Consider the following 22,943-nt stretch of genomic DNA (forward strand, 5'->3'; position numbering starts at 1 on the left):
CGCTGTCCTTAGCGAACCGGGAGATCGGCGCCCTGCCGCCCGCGGCGCGGGCTGATGCGGGCCGGCGGGTGGGCGGTGCCCGGCGCGAGGTCAACGAGGCGCTCAAAGCGCGCCAGGCGCAGTTGGAAGAGGAGCACGAGGCGCGTGTCCTCGTCGAGGAGACGGTTGACGTCACCCTGCCCTACGACCGGATTCCCCGCGGGGCCCGGCACCCGCTGACCACGATCGCCGAGCGGATGGCGGACATCTTCGTCGGCATGGGCTTCGAGATCGCTGAGGGGCCGGAGGTCGAAGCCGAGTGGTACAACTTCGACGCCCTCAACTTCCTGCCCGACCATCCGGCCCGGACGATGCAGGACACTTTCTTCATCGCCGGCCCGGACGGTGAAGAGTCCGGCATGGTGCTGCGTACGCACACGTCGCCCGTGCAGGTGCGCGCACTGCTGGACCGCGAGCTGCCCGTCTACGTGGTCGTCCCCGGCCGCACTTTCCGCACCGACGAACTCGACGCCACCCACAGCCCGGTCTTCCACCAGTTGGAAGGACTCGTGGTGGACGAGGGGATCACGCTGGCGCACCTGCGCGGCGCCATCCAGTTGTTCGTGGAGCGGATGTTCGGCGAAGGGCTGCGCACCCGCATGCGCCCGTCGTACTTCCCGTTCACCGAGCCTTCCGCCGAAGTGGACATGGAGTGCTTCGTGTGCCGGGGTGCCTCCGTGGGCAACCCCGAGGCCCCCTGCCGGACCTGCTCCTCGGAAGGGTGGATCGAAATCGGCGGCTGCGGCGTGGTCAACCCGCGGGTGCTGGTCGCCGCTGGAGTGGACACCGAGCGGTACAGCGGCTGGGCTTTCGGCCTGGGCATTGAGCGGACGCTGATGTTCGCCCACGGGGTTAAGGACATGCACGACATGGTCGAAGGTGACGTCCGGTTCACCGCGGCCTTCGGGATGGAGATGTGATGCGGGTTCCCGTTTCCTGGCTGCGCGAATACGTCGCACTGCCTGCCGAGGCCACCGCGCGCGAGCTGGCCGACAAACTGATCAGCCTGGGCCTGGAAGTCGAGACTGTCGAGGAGGTCGGCGCTGACATCAGCGGCCCCATCGTGGTGGGCCGGGTGCTGACCATCGAAGAGCTCACCGGGTTCAAAAAGCCCATCCGGTTCTGCACCGTGGACGTGGGCGACGCCAACGGTACGGGGGAACCGCAGGGCATCATCTGCGGTGCCCGCAACTTCGCCGAAGGCGACCTGGTCGTGGTGTCGCTGCCCGGCGCGGTCCTGCCCGGCGGTTTCGCGATCTCGGCCCGGAAAACCTACGGCCGCATGTCGGAGGGCATGATCTGCTCGGCGAGCGAACTGGGCCTGTGGGAGGACCACGAGGGCATCATCGTGCTGCCTGAAGGGTTCGCCGAGCCCGGCACGAAGGCCGACGACCTGCTGGGGTTGCGTGAGTCGGTGCTGGACATCGCGGTCACCCCGGACCGGGGCTATGCGCTGTCCTTGCGCGGTATCGCCCGGGAAGTGGCCGCTGCCTACGGTGTGGAGTTCACTGACCCGGCGGTCCGCCCGCTGCCGTCCGCTGCCGAGGGCGGCTATCCCGCGAGTGTCGCCGACCCGGCGATCTGCTCCCGCTACGTGCTGCGCGGTGTCACCGGATTCGACCCGGCCGCGCCCACACCGCTGTGGATGCGCCGCCGACTCCACCTGTGCGGGGTGCGTTCCATCTCGCTGGCCGTGGACATCACCAACTATGTGATGCTGGAGTTGGGGCAGCCGTTGCACGCCTGGGACCGCTCCACCCTGCGCGGTCCGATCGAGGTCCGCCTCGCCCGGCCCGGCGAGAAGCTGGAGACCCTCGACCACGTGGTGCGCGCCCTGGACCCCGACGACATCCTCATCACTGACGAGTCGGGGCCGATCAACATCGCGGGTGTCATGGGCGGTCTCAGCACCGAGATCCGGGAGACGTCCACGGACATCCTCATTGAGGCGGCGCACTTCGACGCCGCGCATATCGCCCGCACTTCCCGCCGCCACCAGTTGTCGTCGGAGTCGTCCCGCCGTTTCGAGCGTGGGGTGGACACCGACATCCAGCTCGCCGCGGCGACCCGCGCAGTGGAGCTGCTCGCGGAACTCGGCGGGGCGACGATCGAGGACGGGATCACCCACATCGACCACACGGTTCCCCGGGAACCCATCGTGGTCCGGGCGGGGCACGCAGGCCGGGTCGCGGGCGTGGACTACCCCGTGGAGACCGAGATCGCCCGGCTCCGCCAGGTCGGCTGCGAGGTTGTCCAGGAAGGCGACACGCTCAAGGTCACGCCGCCGAGCTGGCGTCCCGACCTCACCGACCCGAACGACCTGGCCGAAGAGGTCATCCGCAACGAGGGCTACGAGAACATCCCGGCCCTCCTGCCGCAGGCTCCTCCGGGGCGCGGACTGACCCGCGGGCAGCGGCTGCGGCGTGCCGTGGGACGGACGCTCGCCGACCGGGGATTCTTCGAGGTTCTGAACTATCCCTTCGTGGGGGTGCGCGACTTCGACCGGCTGCGTCTGGACGAGGATGACGCGCGGCGGACCGCGGTGCGACTCGCCAATCCGCTCAACGACGACGAGCCGCTGCTGCGCACCACCCTGCTGCCCGGCCTTTTCAAGGCCCTGGTGCGCAACGTGGGGCGCGGCTTCACCGACATTGCGCTGTTCGAAATGGGGCTGGTCTACCACCCCAAGCCGGACGCGCCCGCCAAGGCTCCGATCCTGCCGGTTGACCGGGCGCCCACCGCTGAGGAGCGCGCCACCCTGGAGGCCGCGCTGCCGGAGCAGCCGCGCCACATCGGTGCGGTGCTGGCGGGACAGCGGCTGCGCTCCGGCTGGTGGGGCGGTGGTGAGCCTGCCACGTGGGCCGATGCCATCCACACCGCGAAGGAAGCGGCAAGCGTGGCCGGGGTGGAGCTCATCGTCCGCGCCGCCCAGTACGCCCCCTGGCATCCGGGACGCTGCGCTGCGCTGTACGTGGCCGACGGCGACCGCGAGGTGCTCGTGGGGCACGCCGGAGAGCTGCACCCGCGGGTGATCAAGGCCTACGGCCTGCCTTCGCGGACCTCGGCGCTGGAGATCGACTGGGACCGGATCGAGGCAGCGGCGGCAGCCGCCACCGCGCCGCAGATCTCCACCTACCCGGTGGCAACCCAGGACGTCGCCCTTGTGGTGGACGCGTCCGTGCCCGCGGCCGAGGTGGAGGCGGCACTGCGGGAAGGCGCAGGTGAACTGCTGGAAAGCGTCCGGCTGTTCGACGTCTACACCGGGGATCAGGTCGGTGAGGGCCGCAAGTCGCTCGCGTATGCGTTGCGGTTGCGGGCCCACGACCGCACTTTGACCGTGGAGGAGACCAACCGGATCAAGGATGCTGCCGTGGCAGCGGCCGCGGAACGTACCGGGGCAGTGCTGCGCGGCTGACCGGTTCCAAGCCGTGAGGTGGCGAGGAGGTGTGGGGGATCGCCCGACCGGGCGACCCCCACTCGTGTGGAGCATCGTGCGTCAGCCGCAGGGCGTGGCTCGCCGTCTGGGAAACCCGGGGCGGCGGCCTGCCCGCGAGTGCCGCCGCGGCCGCCGTCATCCCAGGACAATGGGGAAAAGATCACCTATCACCATTAGTTATCTAAGAAGATATTTGTGGCGTAGGATGAAATGAGCCGCCCGGGACGGCCGTGAGGGGATGCGCATGGGGACGAAAGCTGGCACCGACACCGAGCAGATCACCGACGAAGACCTGATCACCTGTTGGGGGCTGTTCCACGAAGCGCTCTCGGAGACCACCCCGCTGCTCCTCCAAGGAATCGCCCCGTGCGGGAAAGACATGTCCGGCCCCTGGTTCGAAGTGCTGCTCCGGTTGCAGCGCTCCCCGCACCACCGCCTTCCCATGAGCCAGCTCGCCCGGGAAGTCTCCCTGAGCAGCGGCGGGTTCACCAAACTTGCCGACCGGCTTGAACGCAACGGGTACCTGGTCCGCCAGGCCTGCGCTCTGGACCGCCGCGTCACCTATGCCACGCTCACCAAAAAAGGGCTGGACCTCGCGGAACAGGCCAGGACCAAGCACGTTGCCCTCCTTCGCGAGTATGTGCTGGCCCCCCTCGGGGAGCGCGGCGTGCGCGCCCTAGCCGAACAGGCGCGCAAACTGCGGGACAACTCGCGTCACGCCCGCGAGGAGCTGGGGAAGGGCTGAGACTGCTGTGGGCTGCCCGGGAGCGGCCCGGGGGCAAGAGCTGACCTTTGGCTACAATTCCCCTTCTTCGGGACAACCGCCCCCCTGGGACCCGGGGCGGAGGTGACACGACAACCGACGCCGGGGACGGGGCAGGCGTCATGCGGGAGCGTTCGGGAAGGCAGACATACCCATGAGACTGATCGCCAGCGCAGCCGAGATGCGTGCCATCCCCCGTTCGAAGGAGTTCCGCAACGGTGCGGTGTCCTTCTGGTACCGCGAACTGGGGCTTCCGAAACGGCGTGCCGCCCTGCCCGGTGACGCCGACTACGACGTCTGCATCGTCGGTGCCGGATACACCGGGCTGTGGACCGCCTACTACCTCAAGAAAGAGCAGCCCGACCTGCGCATCGCGATCCTCGAGCGGGAATTCGCGGGCTTCGGCGCCTCCGGGCGGAACGGCGGCTGGCTGTCCGCGGAGTTCGCTGGCTCCCGGGAGCGCTACGCCAAAGAGCACGGCAAAGGGGCGGTGATCGCCCTGCAGCGCGCCATGATGGCTACGGTCGACGAAGTCATCACGGTCGCCAAGGACGAAGGCATCGACGCCGACATCGTCAAGGGCGGCATGCGCATCGTCGCCACCAACCACGCACAGAAGGCCCGCCTGCTCCAGGAGATCGCCTACCTGCAGGAGTGGGGCTACTGGCCGGAGGACTACTACCTCTTGGAGCCCGACTACGAGCCGATGCTGCGGGTCGACGGGGCAGTGGCGGAAGCGTTCAGCCCGCACGCCGCGCGCATCCACCCCGCCAAGCTGGTCCGCGGCCTGGCCGCCGTGGTGGAGAACCTCGGCGTGGACATCTTCGAAGGCACCGCCGTCACGGAACTGCGGCCGCGCAAGGACGCGCAGCGGCCAGCCGCGGTCGCCGAACAGGGCACGGTACGGGCCGACTATGTCATCCGCGCCACGGAGGGGTTCACCGCGGAGATTGCCGGCTACCGGCGCCAGTGGCTGCCCATGAACTCCTCGATGATCGTGACCGAGCCGCTCAGCCCGGAGGTGTGGAAGCGCATCGGCTGGGAGGGGCACGAAGTGCTCGGGGACGCCGCCCACGCCTACATCTACGCGCAGCGCACCGCGGACGGCCGTATCGCGATCGGGGGGCGCGGGGTCCCCTACCGGTTCGGGTCCGGCCACGACACCAACGGCGCGACCCAGCCGCAGGCGATCGCGGAACTGTGGCGGGCGCTGGCTCGACTGTTCCCGGCGGCGAGCGAGGCCCCGGTGGTCCACGCTTGGTCCGGGGTCTTGGGCGTGCCGCGGGACTGGTGCCCCAGCGTGTACCTGGACCGCACCAGCGGACTGGGCTGGGCCGGGGGATACGTCGGCAGCGGGGTTGCCACCTCCAACCTGGCGGGGCGCACGCTGCGCGATCTCGTCCTGGAGCGGAACACGGACCTGACGCGGCTGCCGTGGGTGGGCCACCGGGCACGCGACTGGGAGCCGGAGCCGCTGCGCTGGATCGGCACCCACCTCGTCTACGGCCTCTACCGCGGCGCTGACCGCCGTGAGGCATCCCGCACGCTTGAGACGTCCACGCTGGCCGAGCTGGCCACCAAGCTCGCCGGACGCTGACCTCCGGTGGTTGGGCGGGGCACCCGCCCAACCACCGAGCCAAGCCTATACACTAGGTTGCATAATTTTTCAGTCGAGTGCATGATGGTGCACGTCGCACCCTGCTCAGAGGGAGAGAGGTATGGGCTATACGGCGGCGGTCGCCGGCGCCAGCGGGTACGTAGGAGGGGAACTGCTGCGCCTCCTGCTCGCCCACCCCGACATTGAGATCGGGGCACTCACCGCGGGCGGCAACGCCGGGACCCGGCTCGGCGAGCACCACCCTCACCTGACCCCGCTCGCTGACCGGATCCTCACCGAAACCACCCCCGAGACCCTTGCCGGCCACGACATCGTCTTCCTCGCCCTGCCCCACGGCCACTCCGCTGCGCTAGCAGCCCAGCTCGACGCCGACACCCTCATCGTCGACTGCGGCGCCGACTTCCGGCTGGCCGATGCCGCGGCCTGGCAGAAGTTCTACGGCTCTGACCACGCCGGCACCTGGCCCTACGGTTTGCCTGAACTCCCCGGGGCCCGTGCCGCACTGGCCCAGACCCGGCGGATCGCGGTCCCTGGCTGCTACCCCACCTGCGGAACCCTCGCCCTGATGCCTGCTTTCGCGGAGCAGCTCGTCGAACCGGAGGTCGTGGTGGTCGCCGCCTCCGGAACCTCCGGCGCTGGCAAAGCCGCCAAACCCCACCTCATCGCCAGCGAAGTCATGGGGTCGGTGAGCGTCTACGGTGTCGGGGGAGCACACCGGCACAACCCCGAATTCGTCCAGAACCTGTCCGCGGTGGCAGGGACCCCGGTGCGCGTGTCCTTCACCCCGGTCCTCGTGCCGATGCCGCGCGGCATCCTCGCCACCTGCTCGGCACCGCTCAAGCCCGCCATCGGCCTCGACGAAGTCCGCGCCGCCTACCAGCGCCACTACGACGCGGAACCCTTCGTCCACCTGCTGCCCGAGGGACAGTGGCCCACCACCGCGATGACCCTCGGCGCCAACACCGCCGCTGTCCAAGTCACCGTGGACGAAGCAGCGGGCCGCCTCGTCGCGGTCGCAGCCATCGACAACCTCACCAAGGGAACCGCGGGTGGTGCGATCCAAAGCGCCAACCTTGCCCTCGGCCTCCCCGAAACCACCGGACTCCCTATGACTGGAGTGGCACCGTGAGTGTTACCGCGCCTTTAGGCTTTCGGGCGGCAGGAGTAGCCGCCGGCATCAAAGACGGCGGCCAGCGCGACGTCGCCGTCGTCATCAACGACGGCCCGCACCACTCCGCCGCGGCAGTCTTCACGAAGAACCGGGTCAAGGCTGCACCGGTGCAGTGGTCCCAGCAGGCCGTCGCCGACGGCCAAGTGCGCGCCGTCGTCCTCAACTCTGGGGGCGCCAACGCCTGCACCGGGGCCGCGGGCTTCCAGGACGCGCGCACCACCGCGGAACACCTGGCCGCAGCGCTCAACGACTCCGCGGACCGGATCGTGGTCTGCTCCACCGGTCTCATCGGGGAACGCCTGCCCATGCCGAAACTCCTTGCCGGAGTGGACGCCGCAGTGGCGGAGGCGGCGCGCGACGGCGGCCTCAACGCGGCCGACGCTATCCGCACCACAGACACCGTCTCCAAAATCGCCTTCCGCCGCGGCAGCGGCTACACCATCGGCGGCATGGCTAAAGGAGCGGGCATGCTCGCCCCGTCGCTGGCCACCATGCTGTCGGTCCTCACCACCGACGCCGTGCTCACCCCCGAGCAGTGCACCGCCCTACTGCGCGCCGCCACCGAAGTGACCTTCGACCGGCTCGACACCGACGGCTGCACCTCCACCAACGACACCGTGGTGCTCATGGCCAGCGGCGCTTCCGGCACCACCCCGGACGAGGCAGAGTTCTCCCGCCTGCTCACCGAAGTCTGCCAGGACCTGTGCCGCCAACTCCTGGCCGACGCGGAAGGCGCGACCAAAGCCATCGCCATTGAAGTCGTGGGCGCGGCCAGCACCGACGACGCGGTCACCGTCGGACGCGCTATCGCCCGCAACGCCCTCTTCAAATGCGCGATCTACGGAGAGGACCCCAACTGGGGACGCGTCCTCGCCGCAGTAGGCACTACCGACGCCGTCTTCGAACCGGACAACATCAACGTCGCCATCAACGGCGTATGGGTGTGCCGGGGCGGATCGGTCGGCGACGACCGCGCCAAAGTCAACCTCAAACCCCGGGACGTCACCGTCACCGTCGACCTCTCCGCGGGCTCCGCCTCCGCCACAGTGTGGACCACCGACCTGACCGTCGACTACGTACACGAGAACTCGGCCTACTCCACATGATCTCCAGAACCCGCCAGGAAGCCCTGGACAAGGCGAAGACCCTCATCGAAGCGCTCCCCTGGCTGAGCGCCCTCCACGGCAAGACCGTGGTCGTCAAATACGGCGGCAACGCCATGACCGACCCGGACCTGCGGGCGCGCTTCGCTGAGAACATCGTGTTCCTGCGGTACGCCGGCCTGCGCCCCGTCGTCGTCCACGGAGGCGGCCCGCAGATCAACGCGCACCTGGAACGGCTCGGCGTGGAAAGCACCTTCACCGCCGGGCTGCGGGTCACCACGCCCGAGACGATGGAGATCGTCCGCATGGTCCTCGTCGGCCAGGTCAACCGCGAGATCGTCGGGCTCATCAACGAGCACGGCCCCTTCGCCGTCGGCATGTCCGGTGAAGACGCCCACCTGTTCACCGCCGAACGCAAATACGCCATGGTCGACGGCGAACCCGTCGACATCGGACTCGTCGGCGAAGTCGTGGACGTCCAACCCGGGGCCGTGCGCAGCCTGCTGGACGACGGACGCATCCCCATCATCTCCAGCATCGCCCGCTCCGCCGAAGGCGGCGTGTACAACGTCAACGCCGACACCGCGGCCGCGGCACTGGCCGTGGCTTTGGGCGCCGCCAAACTCATCGTGCTCACCGACGTGGAAGGCCTCTACGCCGACTACCCGGTCAACTCGGAGCTCATCAGCCACATGACCGCCAGCGAGCTGGAGGAAATGCTGCCGACCCTGTCGTCCGGCATGGTGCCCAAGATGGAAGCCTGCCTGCGCGCAGTCCGCGGCGGCGTCCCCCAAGCGCACGTCCTCGACGGGCGCATCCCCAACGCGATGCTGCTCGAGATCTTCACCGACGAAGGAGTCGGCACCATGGTCCTGCCGGACAAGGATCCCGCCGGGGGTGACGCATGAGCGCCACCGAACAGTTGCAGAAACGCTTCGAAGCGGTCCTCATGCCCAACTACGGCATCCCGCCCGTGGCCCTGGTCCGCGGCGAAGGATGCCGGGTCACCGACGCCGACGGGAAGACCTACCTCGACCTCATCGCCGGGATCGCGGTGTCGTCCCTGGGATACGGGCACCCCGCCCTGGTCGCAGCAGTCACCGAGCAGGCCGCCACCCTCATCCACACCAGCAACCTGTTCCTGCACGAACGGGAAGTCGAACTCGCGGAGAAACTCGTCAGCCTGCTCGGCGGGTCCGCGCGGGTCTTCTTCGCCAACTCCGGCACGGAAGCCAACGAGGCAGCGCTGAAACTCGTCCGACGTGCCGCGGGACCGGAACGCACCTACTACGTCTCCACCGTGGCCGGCTTCCACGGCCGCACCTCCGGCTCGCTCGCCCTCACCGGCAAACCCGCGATTCGGGACCCGTTCGGCCCCTTCAACCTGGACGTGCGGTTCGTCCCCCACGGCGACGTGGCAGCGCTGCGCGAAGCCGTCACCGACCAGTGCATCGCGGTCTTCGTCGAGCCCGTGCAAGGGGAGGCCGGAGTCGTCCCGGCCCGGCCAGGCTACCTGGCCGCGGTCCGCGAGATCTGCGACGCCACCGGAGCCGCCTTCGTCCTCGACGAGATCCAAAGCGGGATCGGCCGCACCGGGCACTGGTTCGCACACCAGGCCGAAGGGGTCCGCCCCGACGTCCTCACCCTCGCCAAAGGACTCGGCGGTGGACTGCCGATCGGGGCCTGCGTGGGCTTCGGCCGGTACGGCACCGCCTTCGCCAAAGGCGACCACGGGTCCACGTTCGGCGGCAACCCCGTGGCAGCCGCGGCAGCCCTCGCCGTCCTCACCACCATCGAACAGGACCGGCTCCTGGAATCGGTCACCGAACTGGGGGAGCTGCTCGCCGCCGAAATCACCGGCATCGGCCACCCCCTGGTGGCGGCAGTGCGCGGCGTCGGCCTGTGGCGCGGAATCCAGCTCACCGCACCGGCAGCCGCCCACGTCCAAACCCGCGCGGCCGAAGCCGGGTTCCTCGTCAACGCTGTCACACCCGAGGTGGTCCGCCTGGCCCCGCCGCTCATCATCACCAGGGCCGAAATCCTCGAGTTCACCCGGGCACTCCCGGACATCCTGAACGCCGCCGCCCGCGACGCTGAGGAGGACCAGCGACGATGACCGTCGACGGCGCGAAGTCCGCACCCCCCACCAAAGCAGCCCGCCACGCCAAGATCACCGAACTGCTCACCAAGTACGCTGTTCGTTCGCAGAACGAACTGGCCCGGCTGCTCGCTGAGGAGGGGGTCCAGGTCACCCAAGCCACACTCTCCCGGGACCTGGACGAATTGGGCGCGGTCAAACTCCGCACCGTCGACGGCAACCTCGTCTACGTACTCCCCGGGGAGGGCGGGGAACGCCTTCCCCGGGCCCACGCCGACGAACTTGAGTTGGAGCAGGTCTCCAACCCACGGTTGAGCCGACTAGCCGAAGACCTGCTGGTCTCGGCCGAGGCCTCGGCCAATATCGTCGTCGTCCGCACACCGCCGGGGGCAGCCCAGTACCTGGCCTCGGCAATCGACCACAGCGACATCCCCGCCATCCTGGGCACCATCGCGGGAGACGACACCATCCTGGTCGTCGCCCGCGACCCCCAAGGCGGGGAAGAACTCGCAGCCACGCTGCTGCGGTTCGCCAACCGGCGCGTCTAGCCGAGGCCTGTCACACGACCATCGACCCGGATGCCGCCGCATCCGTTCTGTTGCACTAGGAGAGACATCCATGACCGAGCGGGTCGTACTCGCATACTCAGGAGGACTCGACACCTCCGTGGCTATCGGCTGGATCGCCGAAGAGACCGGGGCTGAAGTCATCGCGGTCGCCATCGACTGCGGCCAAGGCGGAGAGGACATGGAAGTCATCCGCCAGCGGGCCCTGGCTTGCGGCGCGGTGGAGGCGGTCATCGCCGACGCCAAGGAGGAGTTCGCCAACGACTACTGTGTGCCGGCCATCCAAGCCAACGCGCTCTACATGGACCGCTACCCGCTGGTCTCCGCGCTGTCGCGGCCGCTGATCGTCAAGCACCTGGCCGAGGCTGCGCGCTACCACGGGGCCACCATGGTCGCGCACGGCTGCACCGGTAAAGGCAACGACCAGGTGCGTTTCGAAGCGGGCCTGGCAGCGCTCTTCCCCGAGCTGAAGGTCCTCGCCCCGGTCCGGGACTCGGGCATGACCCGCGACAAGGCGATCGCGTTCGCTGAAGAGAAGGGTCTGCCGATCGACGTCACCAAGAAGTCGCCGTACTCCATCGACCAGAACCTGTTCGGCCGCGCCGTGGAGACCGGCTTCCTGGAGGACATCTGGAACGGCCCCATCGAGGACATCTACGACTACACCCAGAACCCGGCCGAGCCGCGGGAGCCCGACGAGGTCGTCATCACCTTCACCGCCGGGGTGCCCACCGCCCTCGACGGCAAGGAGCTCAGCCCGCTGGAGATCATCCAGGAGCTGAACCGGCGCGCCGGCGCCCAGGGCGTGGGCCGTATCGACATGGTCGAAGACCGCCTGGTGGGCATCAAGAGCCGCGAAGTCTACGAGGCGCCCGGCGCGATCACCCTCATCACCGCGCACCAGGAGCTGGAGAACGTCACCGTCGAACGCGAGCTGGCCCGCTTCAAGCGCTGGGTGGACCAGCGGTGGGGCGAGCTGGTCTACGACGGCCTGTGGTTCTCCCCGCTGAAGAACGCGCTGGACAAGTTCATCCTCGAAGCCAACAAGCACGTCACCGGCGACATCCGGATGGTGCTGCACGGCGGCCGGGCCGTGGTCACCGGTCGGCGCAGCGAGGCCTCCCTCTACGACTACCACCTGGCCACCTACGACAGCGGCGACACCTACGACCAGAGCCTGGCCCGCGGATTCATCGACATCTGGAGCATGCCCGCCAAGATCGCCAACATGCGCGACCGCCGGCTCTCCTGACCCGGAGCCCGCACTGAGGTGGCGTCCCGCACACCCCGGGGTGTGCGGGACGCCTGTCCCGTGTTCCACCAAACCATCGACTGTTAAAGGACCCATCGTGGCCCACGAGCCCGACAGCCAGACCGTACGCCTGTGGGGCGGCCGTTTCAGCGGCGGCCCGTCCGAAGCACTGGCCCGCCTCTCCCAAAGCACCCACTTCGACTGGCGGCTCGCCCGCTACGACATTGCGGGATCCCGCGCCCACGCCCGTGTCCTGCACGCAGCGGGCCTGCTCGACGACGCGGAACTCGCGCAGATGCTGCGCGGGCTGGACCAGTTGGAGGCTGACGTCGCCTCCGGCGCTTTCACACCCAGCCCTGACGACGAGGACGTGCACACCGCGCTCGAACGGGGCTTCATCGAACGGGTCGGCCCGGAACTGGGCGGACGGCTGCGCGCCGGGCGGTCCCGCAACGACCAGATCGCCACGCTGGTGCGCATGTACCTGCGCGAAGAGGCCCGCGCGATCACCGCGCTCCTCCTCGACCTGGTCGCAGCACTGGCAGACCAGGCTGAAGCCAACCTCGACGTGCCGATGCCGGGCCGCACCCACCTGCAGCACGCCCAGCCGGTGCTGCTGGCCCACCACCTGATGGCGCACGCCTGGCCGCTGATCCGCGATATCGAACGGCTGCGCGACTGGGACCGGAGAGCCGACATGTCGGCGTACGGCTCCGGGGCGCTCGCCGGATCCTCCCTGGGACTGGACCCTGAAGCGGTCGCCGCGGAACTGGGTTTCTCCCGGTCGGTGCCCAACTCCATCGACGGCACTGCAGCCCGCGACGTGGTGGCCGAGTTCGCTTTCGTGGCGGCGATGATCGGGGTGGACCTGTCCCGGATCTCCGAGGAGATCATCCTCTGGGCCACCAAGGAGTTTTCGTTCATCACCCTGGACGACGCGTTCTCCACCGGGTCGTCGATCATGCCGCAGAAGAAGAACCCGGACATCGCCGAACTCGCCCGGGGCAAGGCAGGGCGGCTTATCGGCGACCTGGCGGGCCTGCTCAGCACCCTCAAAGGGCTGCCGCTCGCCTACAACCGCGACCTGCAGGAGGACAAGGAGCCGGTCTTCGACGCCGTCGACACCCTCAAAGTCCTGCTTCCCGCGTTCACCGGCATGGTCGCCACCCTCACCGTCAACCGGGAGCGGATGGCGGAACTAGCCCCGCAGGGGTTCTCGCTCGCCACCGACATCGCCGAATGGCTGGTGCGGCAGCGGGTGCCGTTCCGCGAGGCGCACGAGATCGCCGGGGCATGCGTGCGGGTCTGCGAGGAACGCGGCATCGACCTGCCCGACCTCAGCGACGCGGACCTGGCCGCCATCTCCCCGCACTTGACCCCGCAGGTGCGCGAGGTCCTCACCGTCCAAGGGTCGCTGGAGTCGCGGGCCGCCCGAGGCGGGACTGCCCCGGAGCGGGTCCGGGAACAGCTCGCCGAACTGCGGAAGGCGATCGACGACCACCGCGCCTTCACCCAGTCGCACGCGTGAGAGCGCAGGGCGGACGGGGACCCCTGTCCGCCCTGCACTGTCGAAAGAGGAAGCACGCGACGCAGGACCGGTTTGGTCAAAACCCTCACACACGCCCCTCGTTTCCGGTAGCGTCCCTTCACGGCACCGCTGGTACGAACACCATGACGATGGGTAGTTGGCGTGTCGCGGTGCGGGGAGGACACCATGAGCGGGCCGGACGGCACCAGACGCGGGATCAAGACACAACTCAACAAGATTGTGCTGATCCCCGCGATCACTTTCCTTGTCCTTTTCGTCGTACTCAGTGTGGCCACGGTCACCCAGGCCCTGGTCCTGCGTGCGGCAGCCGCAAAAAGCGAGGAAGGCTCCCGCCTCTATGCCGCGCTCGTCGAGCTGCAGGCAGAGCGGGAACTCGCCCTCCAATACCTGGCCGATCCGTCCCCCGAAGTCCTGGGACTGCTCCGCACCCAGCAGGCAGGGACCGACGAGGCACTGGCCGAGATCCGCCTCACCGAGGACGACCTTGCCGAAGCCGATTTCCGCTCCGCGCTCAACCAGCGGGAGACCCTGCGCAAGGACATCGCCGCCCGGCGGATCAACCGGAGCGAAGCCCACCGCGGCTACAGCGCCATCATCGCCGCGGGCATCGACCACTACGCGATCCACAGCCGGAAGTTCGGCGACGGCGAAGCCGTGGCCACGGGCGGCGCCTTCGTGCAGACCATGCGCACCCAGGAGACTTTCGCGCAGGCCGATGCGCTGATCGCCGGGGCACAGGTCGCCGGAGAACTCACCGAAGCCGAGCGCATCATGTTCTCCGGGCTGATCAACGAGCTGGAGCGGCGGCTCAACGAACTCCGCTGGGCGCTCTCCGAACCCGCGGCCCGCTACTACGCCGCTCTCGCCGAGTCCACGGAATGGGAGAGCATGGTCGCCAGCGCGGGGCAGATCGCCAACTGGCGGCCGACCGAGGACCCCGTCTTCGGCGGATGGTCCGAAACCCTGCCCACGGCCGTGGCCGTATGGGACACCGACGCGGTCAGGGTCAACGAGACCCTCGTGGCGATGACCGAAGCCCAAGCCCAGGTCACCATCGAAACCACCCAGGACGCCAGCGCCCAAGTGTTCTCCACGGCGATCGGCGGCTCCATTCTGGCGCTGTTCGCCGGCGCACTCGCCTACGGCATCGCCTCCAAGACTGCGACCCGGCTCACTGGACGGCTGTCCCAGCTCCGCCAGGACACCCTGGACCTGGCCCGAAACGAACTGCCGGACATCGTCCGCCGCCTCGAACAAGGCGAAGAGGTGGACCTGCAGACCCAGCCGCGCCGCCTCGACTACGGCAACGACGAGATCGGCCAGGTCGCCGACGCATTCAACACCGCCCAGCGCACGGCAGTGGCCGCTGCCGCGCGCCAAGTCGAGATCCGCTCCGGCGCCAACCGGGTGTTCTTGGCCCTCGCCTACCGCGACCAGTCGCTGCTCCAGCGCCAGCTCCGCTTGATCGACCAGATTGAACGCCAAGAAGAGGACCCGGACCTCATGGACCGCCTCTTCCAGCTGGACCACCTGGCGACTCGCGGACGGCGCAACGCAGAGAACCTCATCATCCTGGCCGGGGGCCAGCCAGGCCGACGGTGGCGTTCCCCCATTCCCCTCATCGACGTGCTGCGCAGCGCGGTCTCCGAGACCGAGGACTATGCCCGGATCACGGTGCTGCCCACCCCGGACGTGGCGCTCCTCGGCCAAGGAGTCGCCGACGTGATCCACCTCTTCGCGGAACTTGTGGAGAACGCTGCCCGCTACTCGCCGCCGCACACCCGCGTTGAGGTGTACAGCGAGCGGGTATCGAAAGGGGTCGCCGTCGAAGTCAGAGACCAGGGCCTGGGCATGAGCGAGGAGAGCCTGGCCGAGGCCAACAACCTCTTGGCTCACCCGCCTGAATTCGACGTGGTGGCCCTGGGCGAGAACGTCCGGCTCGGCTTGTTCGTGGTGGCCCGGCTCGCCGCCCGGCACAACATCCAGGTGCGGCTCCGCTCCGGCCCCGACGGCGGGACCCAGGCGATTGTGCTGATTCCGGACACCTTGGTCGTGGAGACACCCCCCGACGACCTCGATCTGGGACCGTACGAGGCGGAGCGCGACAACCGGTCGTCTGCCTCCCGGACCGCGCCGCCCGCTCCTCCTGCCGTGCCTGCCGCTCCCCCAGTGCCCGAACCGGCCTCCCCGGCGGGAACCGTGTCCCGTGACCCGAACGACCCTCGGCCCCCGCTGCCGAAGCGTCAACGGCAGACTCATCTCGCCGCCCCCTTGCGGGACGCTGGAGCACCGGACCCTTCCGCTACCCAGCCCGCGGCAACCCCCCGCCGGTCGTCAGAGGAGGCGCGCCGCATGATGGAAGCCTTCCACCGCGGCACCCGCAAAGGGCGGGAGAGTAGAGCGACACGGTCCCCTGAGTCCGTGACTGAGTAGGTGCTCCTATGCGGCGGCACGTGTGCGAAGCCTTCGTCGGCCCGCGTTCGGCCTCGCGGTCCACTCCGGAACCACGCGGGGCCTGCTCGGTACTGTGGCCAATCGTCCGCGCACAGTGGGCTGGGATGGGCTGCCCGGAGAGTGGACGACCGAACGAAACCGCAGGAACACACGAAGGAATGGGAAGCAGATGAGCAACGCCTCGGAAAATCTCAACTGGCTCCTCGACGACCTGGTCGACCGGGTCGTCGGCGCGGACCACGCCATCGTGCTGTCCGCTGACGGTCTGCTCATCGGCAGGTCCCGTGGCCTCACCGACGAAGAAGGGGAGCATCTCTCCGCGGTTGCCTCAGCATTCCAGAGCCTGGCACGCGGCACCAGTCGGCAGTTCAAGGGCGGCCGAGTGCTGCAGACAGTCGTGGAGATGGAGCACGCCTACCTGTTCGTCACTGCCGCGGGCGAGGGCGCGTGCATGGCAGTGCTCGCGGCTGAGGACGCCGACGTGGGGATGATCGCCTACGAAATGAACAGCCGCATCAAGCGAGTCGGACAGTTCCTCACCAGTGCCCCGCGCCATCCCGAAGCCGCCGGCCGGGTATCAACCGGGTCATGACAGACCACCACGGCACTGGTAGAGGCCCGCACTGGGAGGAAGACGCAGGGCCTCTCGTCCGCCCCTATGCGGTCACCGGGGGCCGCACCCGTCCCGCGGAGAGCCAACTGGACATGATCAGTACGGTTGTCGCCTCCCGGAGGGAAACGGGCATCACCCATCTGCTGCCGGAACACCGCGCGATTCTGCGGCTGTGCCGTTCCCCCGTGTCGGTAGCTGAGATCGCTGCCCGGGTAGACCTGCCGATCACCGTGGTCAAAGTGCTGCTCGGTGATCTCGTCACCCAAGGCTTCGTGCTGGCTCGAGCACCCATGCCTCCTCGGGCTGCTACCTCTGAAATGACTCTGCTGCAGGCGGTGCTCGATGGCATTCGCAGACTCTAGCTCCGCAGACGCTCCCGTGCTCCCCGCGGCGCTCAAGGTTCTCATCGCGGGCGGGTTCGGCGCGGGGAAGACCACGATGGTCGGCTCGATTAGTGAGATCACCCCGCTGAGCACCGAGGAGGTGATGACCGAGGCCAGTCTGGGGGTGGACGACCTGTCCGGCGTGGAGAACAAGACGACCACCGCCCACATGCTCATCACCCTGGTGCAGCACATCATGCGACGCCGCGAGTCAGCCCAGGTCCGCGAGACTGCCACGCAAAGTACCGCAACCATGGGATGATCCGTTATCACGGTGCGATCTTCACGGCTGAGAATCGACCGTGATAGGCCCAGTACCTCCAATCGTTACTATCACTCGCGTGAGTTCAGACGGTATGCACAATTCTGACCGGCTTCCTCCCCGTATCACCTCAAGACGGCGGCGTTCGGGGCGGCATCGCGACCCGTTGTCCTTCGACAAGTGGGTGGGCACGCCACCCCTGGTCCTCGTCGCCTTTGGCACACCCGAGGGCGACAGGAGCGGTTTCGCTACCGAGATGGTGGATTTCGTCCGTCCCTACCGGCCCGAGCCAACCCTGCACTTCGCCTACACCCAGGGAGAAGCGGACCGCATTGTCGCGCTCCTCAAGGACATCGCGGTGCAGCGCGACGAGGAGCAGCGGGACTCTGACCCGTGTGACGCCGTCATCGTTCCTTTGGTGGCAGGACCGCACCAGCCCACGTTGAACGCCATCACCCAGGCGATCCAGGCCACCGGTCTGCAGGTGCGGGTCACCGACCCGCTGGGACCGCACCCCATGCTCGCCGAAGCTCTCCACCTGCGGCTGGCTGAGGCATCCTACGTGCGTGCCGACCGGATGCGGCTGATCAGTGTGATGGCACCCAGTGACACGATGGCCGACGGAGTGCTGGTCGGCTCGGTCGGCGGTCCGGACGCGTTGAACGCTGCCGGGGTCACCGCGGTGCTCCTCGCCGCACGCTTGGGTATCACCGTGCTTCCCGCAGCACTGGACGATCCCGCGAATCTTGAGCAAGCGTTTGCGCAACTCGCTGCCGCCGGGTGCCGTCGTCCGGTGATCGCGCCCAGCATCATGGGGCAGGAGATCTCCCCTGCCGAGATCAACGCTCTGGCGGCCAAGCACGGGGCCCGCGTCAGCGCTCCCCTGGGGGCGAACACCATCACCGCCAAGATCGTGGCGCTGCGCTACGCCGAACTGCTCAACACCCTGGGAGTGGAAAAGCAGCCCACCCTGGAGGACCTGCCAGCGCCAGTGGGGGCCCGACACCGCAAGGAGAACTGATCCGTCGCCTTTGGGGCCCCCACAAAGTAATAACTGATTGTCACAAAGTGGCCACTTAACGCGATGGGTTTCGGTACGGTCGTCCCCTGAGGGGGAAGACCATGACCACGTGCGAACACAACCCAGCCGGTAAAGGCGCTATTCGCGGTCAGCTCATCCGGATGGTGCTCATTCCCAGCGTCAGCTTCCTGCTGTTATGGGCCCTGCTGACCGCCACGAGCACCACGGGTGCGCTCCGCCTGGCAGGCACAGTCCAGCGAGGCGAGGCCGGAATACGAGCGTTGAGCCTGATCGCCGCGGAACTGCGCGCCGAACGAAAATCGACCCAGGAATTTCTCGGCGACGGTTCCGCGGCGACCCACGGCGCACTTCAGGAAGCCCGAGAGCACACAGACACGATCTTTGCCCGGCAGCGCCGGCAGGCTTCGCGTCTACTCGGTTCCGCCGACACCGAACTCGACGACCGCCTCCGCGACTTTTTTGCGGCGTGGAAAGGCCTGCCCGCGCTCCGCGAAAAAGTCGACCAGCGGAAGATCGACCGGGAGACCGCCCTCCAGGAGTACACCTCGGTCCTCTCCGCGATCCTTCTCGTCAACGACGCCATCGTCGCCCGGCTGCACGGTGACGGCCCGCACACCGACGGGGCTATTGCGCTGGAACTCATGCGCGCCCAAGACCGCTACGCCCAAGCCGACGCCCTGCTGGCCGGAGCGTCCGCCGCAGGCGGCATGGGGTACTCCGAGACCGCGCATTTCACCTTCCTCACCGCCTCCTACCGGGACACGCTCGACCGGATCGGCCCGGAACTCAGCTCACCGGCCCGCACCGCCCACCAAGCGCTCCACCAGTCCCCCTCCTGGATCACCTTGCAGGAACTCAGCCTGCAAGTGCTGTCCCGACCCCCGGTGGTCAACTCGTCCGAAACCGCCGAGTTCAACACCGAGATCCCCGTAGCCGCCACCGAATGGCAGCGCGTCATGGACGTCACCGAACCCCTGTTCCAACGGCTGGTGACCGCCCAGACCGAAACCGTGCTGGACAACGCCAAAGCAGCGGCGCTGCAGGCGGTAGTCGTGACCGTCGTGGGCTGCCTCATCGTGCTCCTGGCAGGAAGCGTCGCCATCGTCTACGCTCTACGCCTCGCCCGCAGACTGATCGGACGGCTGCACCGCCTCCACTCGGAGACGTTGGCGGTCGCCGACAGCCGTCTCCCCGAGATCGTCGCCCGTGCGTCCACCGGGGCCCGAGTGGACGTCACCGCTGAGCTGCCCACACTGCGCTACGGCACGGACGAGATCGGCAGGGTCGCTGACGCGTTCAACACCGCGCAGCGCACCGCGGCAGCCGCGGCCGTACGGCAGGCAGAGATCCGGGAAGGAGCCAACCGGGTTTTCCTCGGCATCGCGCAACGCAACCAGAGGCTCATCCACCGGCAGTTGTGCCTGCTCGACGAGATCGAATCCGCTGAAGACGACCCGGTTGCCCTGCGCCGCCTCCTGCGCCTGGACCACTTGGTCACCCAGGGGCGCCGCTACGCCGACAACCTGCTCATCCTCGCCGGGGCAGGAACTGCCCGGCAGTGGAAAGACCCGATGCCGCTGATCGACGTGCTGCGCGCCGCAAGCTCCGAAATCGAGGAGTACACCCGCGTGCGACTGTGCTCCGTGGTGCAGACCAGAGTGCACGGACATGCGGCGGCCGATGTCACCCACTTGCTTGCCGAGCTCGTGGAGAACGCCGTCAACTTCTCCCCGGAACCAGCCCAGGTGGATATCGACACCAAGAGCACCCCCGACGGGGTGGCCGTGGAGGTGGTGGACCGCGGCATCGGGATGGACCCCGACCAGTACGCCCGGCTCAACGCCACCCTGGCCCAGCCGCCGGAGTTCGACGTGATGGCGTTGTCCGCCGAACCCCGCCTCGGCCTGTTCGTGGTGGCCCGCTTGGCGGCCCGCCACGGGATCACCGTCACCCTGGAGCCGTCTCCCTACGGGGGCGTGCTCGCGCGGGTCACGCTCCCGAACAGCCTCCTCGACCAGCCTCGCGAATCCGCTGCTGCCTGCTCCCCACCGAAGGAGCTGTCCGGGATTCCCGTGGCGGAGGAAGACAGCGAGGGCTCTTCCACCGCCGAGGACTCACCGGTCCAGCCGGGAGCGACGCCATGACCGGGCTCTCCACCTCTGATCCGGGCCGGCTGCTGCGGCCGTTCGCCTTGGCCTTGAAGGACAGTGATGACACGGCCCTGGTCCTGGACCTGGCCAGCATGGTCGTCGCGGTCCATCCCCCTGAGGAGGGGTACGAGACCGCTCCGGAACAGGAAAAAATCCTCCGTCTCTGCGCGGTCCCGCACTCCGTCGCGGAGATCGCCGCCGCGCTGGATATCCCGCCCAGCCTCGCTCGCCTGCTGGTCAGCGACATGGTTGCGGAAGGGGCCCTGCGGGTGGGCGCCACACCCGATCCGCGCCCGACCGACTCGCTGCTCCAGGCGGTGCTGGAAGGGCTGCAAGCCCTCTGAAAAGACTGCGGTCCCGGCACGGCGCCCAGCCGGGACCAGCGCCATGGCGCGCAGGCGGAGAGGGTCACGCCTCTGCGGACAGGCTTCGTAGCCGAGTGCTCTAGCGTATGAAGTCAAGAGCGCGGACCTGCCCCCGGCGGGGAGGCAGCACCGCCGTCGCATCGGTTCGCGCGACAAACCGATACCGTAGGGAAGCGGTCGGTGAACCCCAGGTGGCCCGGCCATCGAAGTCTGAAGAGCCGTTACGGAAAGACCCCATGACCGACATCATCGACGACCTGCAGTGGCGCGGACTCATCGCGCAGACCACCGACCTTGACGACCTGCGCAAGGCACTCGCTGATGGCCCGGTCACCCTCTATTGCGGCTTCGATCCCACAGCGGGAAGCCTGCACGTCGGGCACCTGACCCAGGCACTGACCCTGGCTCGCTTCCAACGAGCGGGACACCGCCCTATCGCTCTGGTCGGTGGGGCTACCGGGATGATCGGCGACCCCAAGCCCAACGCGGAGCGCACCCTCAACTCGCCGGAGACTATTCGGCAGTGGGTGGGGAACCTGAAGCGGCAGCTGTCATCGTTCCTCGAGTTCACCCCTGAGGGCGCGGAGCCGAAACCCACGGACGCCCTGCTGCTGGACAACGCGGAGTGGCTTGGAAAGCTGACGGCGATCGGGCTGCTGCGGGACATCGGCAAGCACTTCAGCATCAACCAGATGCTGGCCCGGGAGACCGTCAAGACCCGGCTTGAGGGCGCGGGCATGAGCTACACCGAGTTCAGCTACGTCCTCCTGCAGTCCTACGACTATGTGGAGCTGTACCGCAGGCACGGGTGCACGCTCCAGATCGGCGGCAGCGACCAGTGGGGCAACATCACCGCCGGCCTGGACCTCATCCGCCGCATGGAAGGAAACGAGCCGCACGGTCCGGCGCACGCACTGACCACTACTCTGCTCACCAAGGCCGACGGCACCAAGTTCGGCAAGACCGAGAGCGGAGCAGTGTGGCTGGACCCCGAACTCACCAGCCCGTACGCCTTCTACCAGTTCTGGTTCAACTCCGACGACCGGGACATCCCCCGCTACCTGCGGATCTTCAGCTTCCGGTCCCGCGAGGAGATCGAGGAGCTGGAGCAGAAGACCATTGAACGCCCTGCCGAACGGGCAGCGCAGCGGGCTCTCGCTGAAGAGCTGACCACCTTGGTCCACGGCGAGCAGGAGTGCCGCAACGTCATCGAGGCCAGCAAGGCGCTGTTCGGCCACGGCACTCTCGCCGACCTGAACCCCGACACTCTGGGGGCTGCGCTGAAGGAGGTGCCGCACGTGGAACTCTCGGGAACCGTCCGGGAGCTTCCCCCGCTGGTGGACCTCTTTGCGTCCACCGGTCTGGTGCCCAGCAAGTCAGCGGCCCGCCGCACCATCCAGGAGGGCGGCGCTTACTTGAACAACGCCAAGGTCACCGACATCGAGGCCCGGGTGAGTGAGGCAGACCTCCTGCACGGGCGCTACCTCGTGCTCCGCCGCGGCAAGCGCAACGTCGGGGGAGTCATCCTGCGCTAGCGCTTCGGTGGAGTAGCCGTAGCCCCCACTGGATGGGCCGTCAATCTGCTGTGCGGATGTTTACGGCTCGCCAGTGGGGGAAGAACACCTTTCGCTACGATGTTGAATAGAGCGCACGAGCGGGACAGCAGACGTTCCCTGACGTGCCGCAGAGGCCTCACAGAGGCTACTTCGGTATCCCGGGGTAGCGCCCCCGGGCGCCCAGGCATGTTTGACATGCCTAGGACAGCGAACTAAACTCCTGAAACCGCCGTGGGAGACATCTCCCTTTCGAGGTGCCTGCAAGACCACGGCTGCTGGGAGAGACTCCGGTCAGAGCATCCGCGACGACTGGTAGCCTCTCTCCAGGTCCCTCACTTCAGAGGGGCACGGGTACCGGCGCAGTCAGACCAGGGATGGTCTGAAGCACTCGAAGAAGCTGGTACTCTGGAAAAGGAGCTCGAAGAAAGACCAAATGAAAGGTCTGAATTCGACGCTCAGCTCCCGATCAGCAATTTTCGACCGGTGAATTACTGGTTGGAATTGTTGACTGGGATGAGGATGA

18 protein-coding genes and 1 pseudogene are annotated in these 22,943 nt (G+C 68.1%); all 19 read left to right on the top strand.

Translation table 11 applies throughout. The features are described 5' to 3' along the window. The coding region (pheS, locus tag TF1_RS14600; RefSeq protein ID WP_061783987.1) for a phenylalanine--tRNA ligase subunit alpha at window positions 1-959 on the top strand (959 nt) is incomplete at its 5' end. Beyond that, complete coding sequence (gene pheT / locus TF1_RS14605) at window positions 959-3,454, top strand: phenylalanine--tRNA ligase subunit beta (RefSeq protein WP_011292483.1); 2,496 nt, start codon at window positions 959-961, stop codon at window positions 3,452-3,454. The genes pheS and pheT, both read left to right, overlap by 1 nt. A gap of 265 nt (window positions 3,455-3,719) precedes the next feature. Then, entirely contained in the window at window positions 3,720-4,220 is a 501-nt protein-coding gene (locus TF1_RS14610) for a MarR family winged helix-turn-helix transcriptional regulator (protein ID WP_011292482.1), read from the top strand. 172 nt (window positions 4,221-4,392) lie between these two features. After that, window positions 4,393-5,835 (top strand): NAD(P)/FAD-dependent oxidoreductase, encoded by a 1,443-nt coding sequence (locus TF1_RS14615; protein ID WP_011292481.1) that lies wholly within the window; start codon window positions 4,393-4,395, stop codon window positions 5,833-5,835. Between the two features lie 121 nt (window positions 5,836-5,956). Continuing rightward, the gene (gene argC, locus TF1_RS14620) at window positions 5,957-6,985 is read left to right on the top strand and encodes an N-acetyl-gamma-glutamyl-phosphate reductase (protein ID WP_016188954.1); all 1,029 of its coding nucleotides are present in this window, start codon (window positions 5,957-5,959) and stop codon (window positions 6,983-6,985) included. Then, window positions 6,982-8,133 carry a bifunctional glutamate N-acetyltransferase/amino-acid acetyltransferase ArgJ gene (argJ, locus tag TF1_RS14625; RefSeq protein ID WP_011292479.1) on the top strand — a complete coding sequence of 384 codons (1,152 nt, stop codon included), beginning with the start codon at window positions 6,982-6,984 and terminating at the stop codon, window positions 8,131-8,133. Before argC ends, argJ begins: the two co-directional genes overlap by 4 nt. After that, window positions 8,130-9,038 carry an acetylglutamate kinase gene (argB, locus tag TF1_RS14630; protein ID WP_011292478.1) on the top strand — a complete coding sequence of 303 codons (909 nt, stop codon included), beginning with the start codon at window positions 8,130-8,132 and terminating at the stop codon, window positions 9,036-9,038. The genes argJ and argB overlap by 4 nt, the downstream gene beginning before the upstream one ends. Further along, a complete protein-coding gene (locus TF1_RS14635) occupies window positions 9,035-10,246 on the top strand; it encodes an acetylornithine transaminase (protein WP_011292477.1) in 1,212 nt (403 codons plus the stop codon). Before argB ends, TF1_RS14635 begins: the two co-directional genes overlap by 4 nt. Next, a complete protein-coding gene (locus TF1_RS14640; protein WP_011292476.1) occupies window positions 10,243-10,776 on the top strand; it encodes an arginine repressor in 534 nt (177 codons plus the stop codon). The genes TF1_RS14635 and TF1_RS14640 overlap by 4 nt, the downstream gene beginning before the upstream one ends. 70 nt (window positions 10,777-10,846) lie before the next feature. Continuing rightward, window positions 10,847-12,046 (top strand): argininosuccinate synthase, encoded by a 1,200-nt coding sequence (locus tag TF1_RS14645; protein WP_011292475.1) that lies wholly within the window; start codon window positions 10,847-10,849, stop codon window positions 12,044-12,046. A gap of 97 nt (window positions 12,047-12,143) precedes the next feature. Continuing rightward, a complete protein-coding gene (gene argH / locus TF1_RS14650) occupies window positions 12,144-13,574 on the top strand; it encodes an argininosuccinate lyase (protein ID WP_061783988.1) in 1,431 nt (476 codons plus the stop codon). 186 nt (window positions 13,575-13,760) lie between these two features. After that, window positions 13,761-16,028, top strand: coding sequence for a sensor histidine kinase (locus TF1_RS14655; RefSeq protein WP_016188953.1), 2,268 nt, complete (start codon window positions 13,761-13,763; stop codon window positions 16,026-16,028). 190 nt (window positions 16,029-16,218) lie between these two features. Beyond that, complete coding sequence (locus TF1_RS14660) at window positions 16,219-16,641, top strand: roadblock/LC7 domain-containing protein (protein ID WP_011292472.1); 423 nt, start codon at window positions 16,219-16,221, stop codon at window positions 16,639-16,641. Then, window positions 16,638-17,024, top strand: coding sequence for a DUF742 domain-containing protein (locus tag TF1_RS14665; RefSeq protein WP_011292471.1), 387 nt, complete (start codon window positions 16,638-16,640; stop codon window positions 17,022-17,024). The genes TF1_RS14660 and TF1_RS14665 overlap by 4 nt, the downstream gene beginning before the upstream one ends. Beyond that, window positions 17,005-17,208, top strand: a pseudogene (locus TF1_RS14670) (ATP-binding protein); the annotation flags it as partial. The gene TF1_RS14665 and the pseudogene TF1_RS14670, both read left to right, overlap by 20 nt. 193 nt (window positions 17,209-17,401) lie before the next feature. Further along, entirely contained in the window at window positions 17,402-18,328 is a 927-nt protein-coding gene (locus tag TF1_RS14675; RefSeq protein WP_011292469.1) for a sirohydrochlorin chelatase, read from the top strand. A gap of 101 nt (window positions 18,329-18,429) precedes the next feature. Continuing rightward, entirely contained in the window at window positions 18,430-20,493 is a 2,064-nt protein-coding gene (locus tag TF1_RS14680) for a sensor histidine kinase (RefSeq protein ID WP_011292468.1), read from the top strand. Beyond that, a complete protein-coding gene (locus TF1_RS14685; protein WP_011292467.1) occupies window positions 20,490-20,843 on the top strand; it encodes a DUF742 domain-containing protein in 354 nt (117 codons plus the stop codon). Before TF1_RS14680 ends, TF1_RS14685 begins: the two co-directional genes overlap by 4 nt. A gap of 257 nt (window positions 20,844-21,100) precedes the next feature. Then, entirely contained in the window at window positions 21,101-22,399 is a 1,299-nt protein-coding gene (gene tyrS, locus TF1_RS14690; RefSeq protein WP_016188948.1) for a tyrosine--tRNA ligase, read from the top strand. Window positions 22,400-22,943 lie beyond the last annotated feature (544 nt).

It is taken from the genome of Thermobifida fusca NBRC 14071 = JCM 3263 (assembly GCF_001592045.1).
In the GTDB taxonomy this organism is placed as follows: Bacteria; Actinomycetota; Actinomycetes; order Streptosporangiales; family Streptosporangiaceae; genus Thermobifida; species Thermobifida fusca.

Coding starts and splice junctions, on each gene's coding strand:
- pheT (WP_011292483.1), top strand. CDS start 959: ATGCGGGTTCCCGTTTCCTGGCTGCGCGAATACGTCGCACTGCCTGCC.
- TF1_RS14610 (WP_011292482.1), top strand. CDS start 3,720: ATGGGGACGAAAGCTGGCACCGACACCGAGCAGATCACCGACGAAGAC.
- TF1_RS14615 (WP_011292481.1), top strand. CDS start 4,393: ATGAGACTGATCGCCAGCGCAGCCGAGATGCGTGCCATCCCCCGTTCG.
- argC (WP_016188954.1), top strand. CDS start 5,957: ATGGGCTATACGGCGGCGGTCGCCGGCGCCAGCGGGTACGTAGGAGGG.
- argB (WP_011292478.1), top strand. CDS start 8,130: ATGATCTCCAGAACCCGCCAGGAAGCCCTGGACAAGGCGAAGACCCTC.
- TF1_RS14635 (WP_011292477.1), top strand. CDS start 9,035: ATGAGCGCCACCGAACAGTTGCAGAAACGCTTCGAAGCGGTCCTCATG.
- TF1_RS14640 (WP_011292476.1), top strand. CDS start 10,243: ATGACCGTCGACGGCGCGAAGTCCGCACCCCCCACCAAAGCAGCCCGC.
- TF1_RS14645 (WP_011292475.1), top strand. CDS start 10,847: ATGACCGAGCGGGTCGTACTCGCATACTCAGGAGGACTCGACACCTCC.
- TF1_RS14655 (WP_016188953.1), top strand. CDS start 13,761: ATGAGCGGGCCGGACGGCACCAGACGCGGGATCAAGACACAACTCAAC.
- TF1_RS14660 (WP_011292472.1), top strand. CDS start 16,219: ATGAGCAACGCCTCGGAAAATCTCAACTGGCTCCTCGACGACCTGGTC.
- TF1_RS14665 (WP_011292471.1), top strand. CDS start 16,638: ATGACAGACCACCACGGCACTGGTAGAGGCCCGCACTGGGAGGAAGAC.
- TF1_RS14675 (WP_011292469.1), top strand. CDS start 17,402: ATGCACAATTCTGACCGGCTTCCTCCCCGTATCACCTCAAGACGGCGG.
- TF1_RS14680 (WP_011292468.1), top strand. CDS start 18,430: ATGACCACGTGCGAACACAACCCAGCCGGTAAAGGCGCTATTCGCGGT.
- TF1_RS14685 (WP_011292467.1), top strand. CDS start 20,490: ATGACCGGGCTCTCCACCTCTGATCCGGGCCGGCTGCTGCGGCCGTTC.
- tyrS (WP_016188948.1), top strand. CDS start 21,101: ATGACCGACATCATCGACGACCTGCAGTGGCGCGGACTCATCGCGCAG.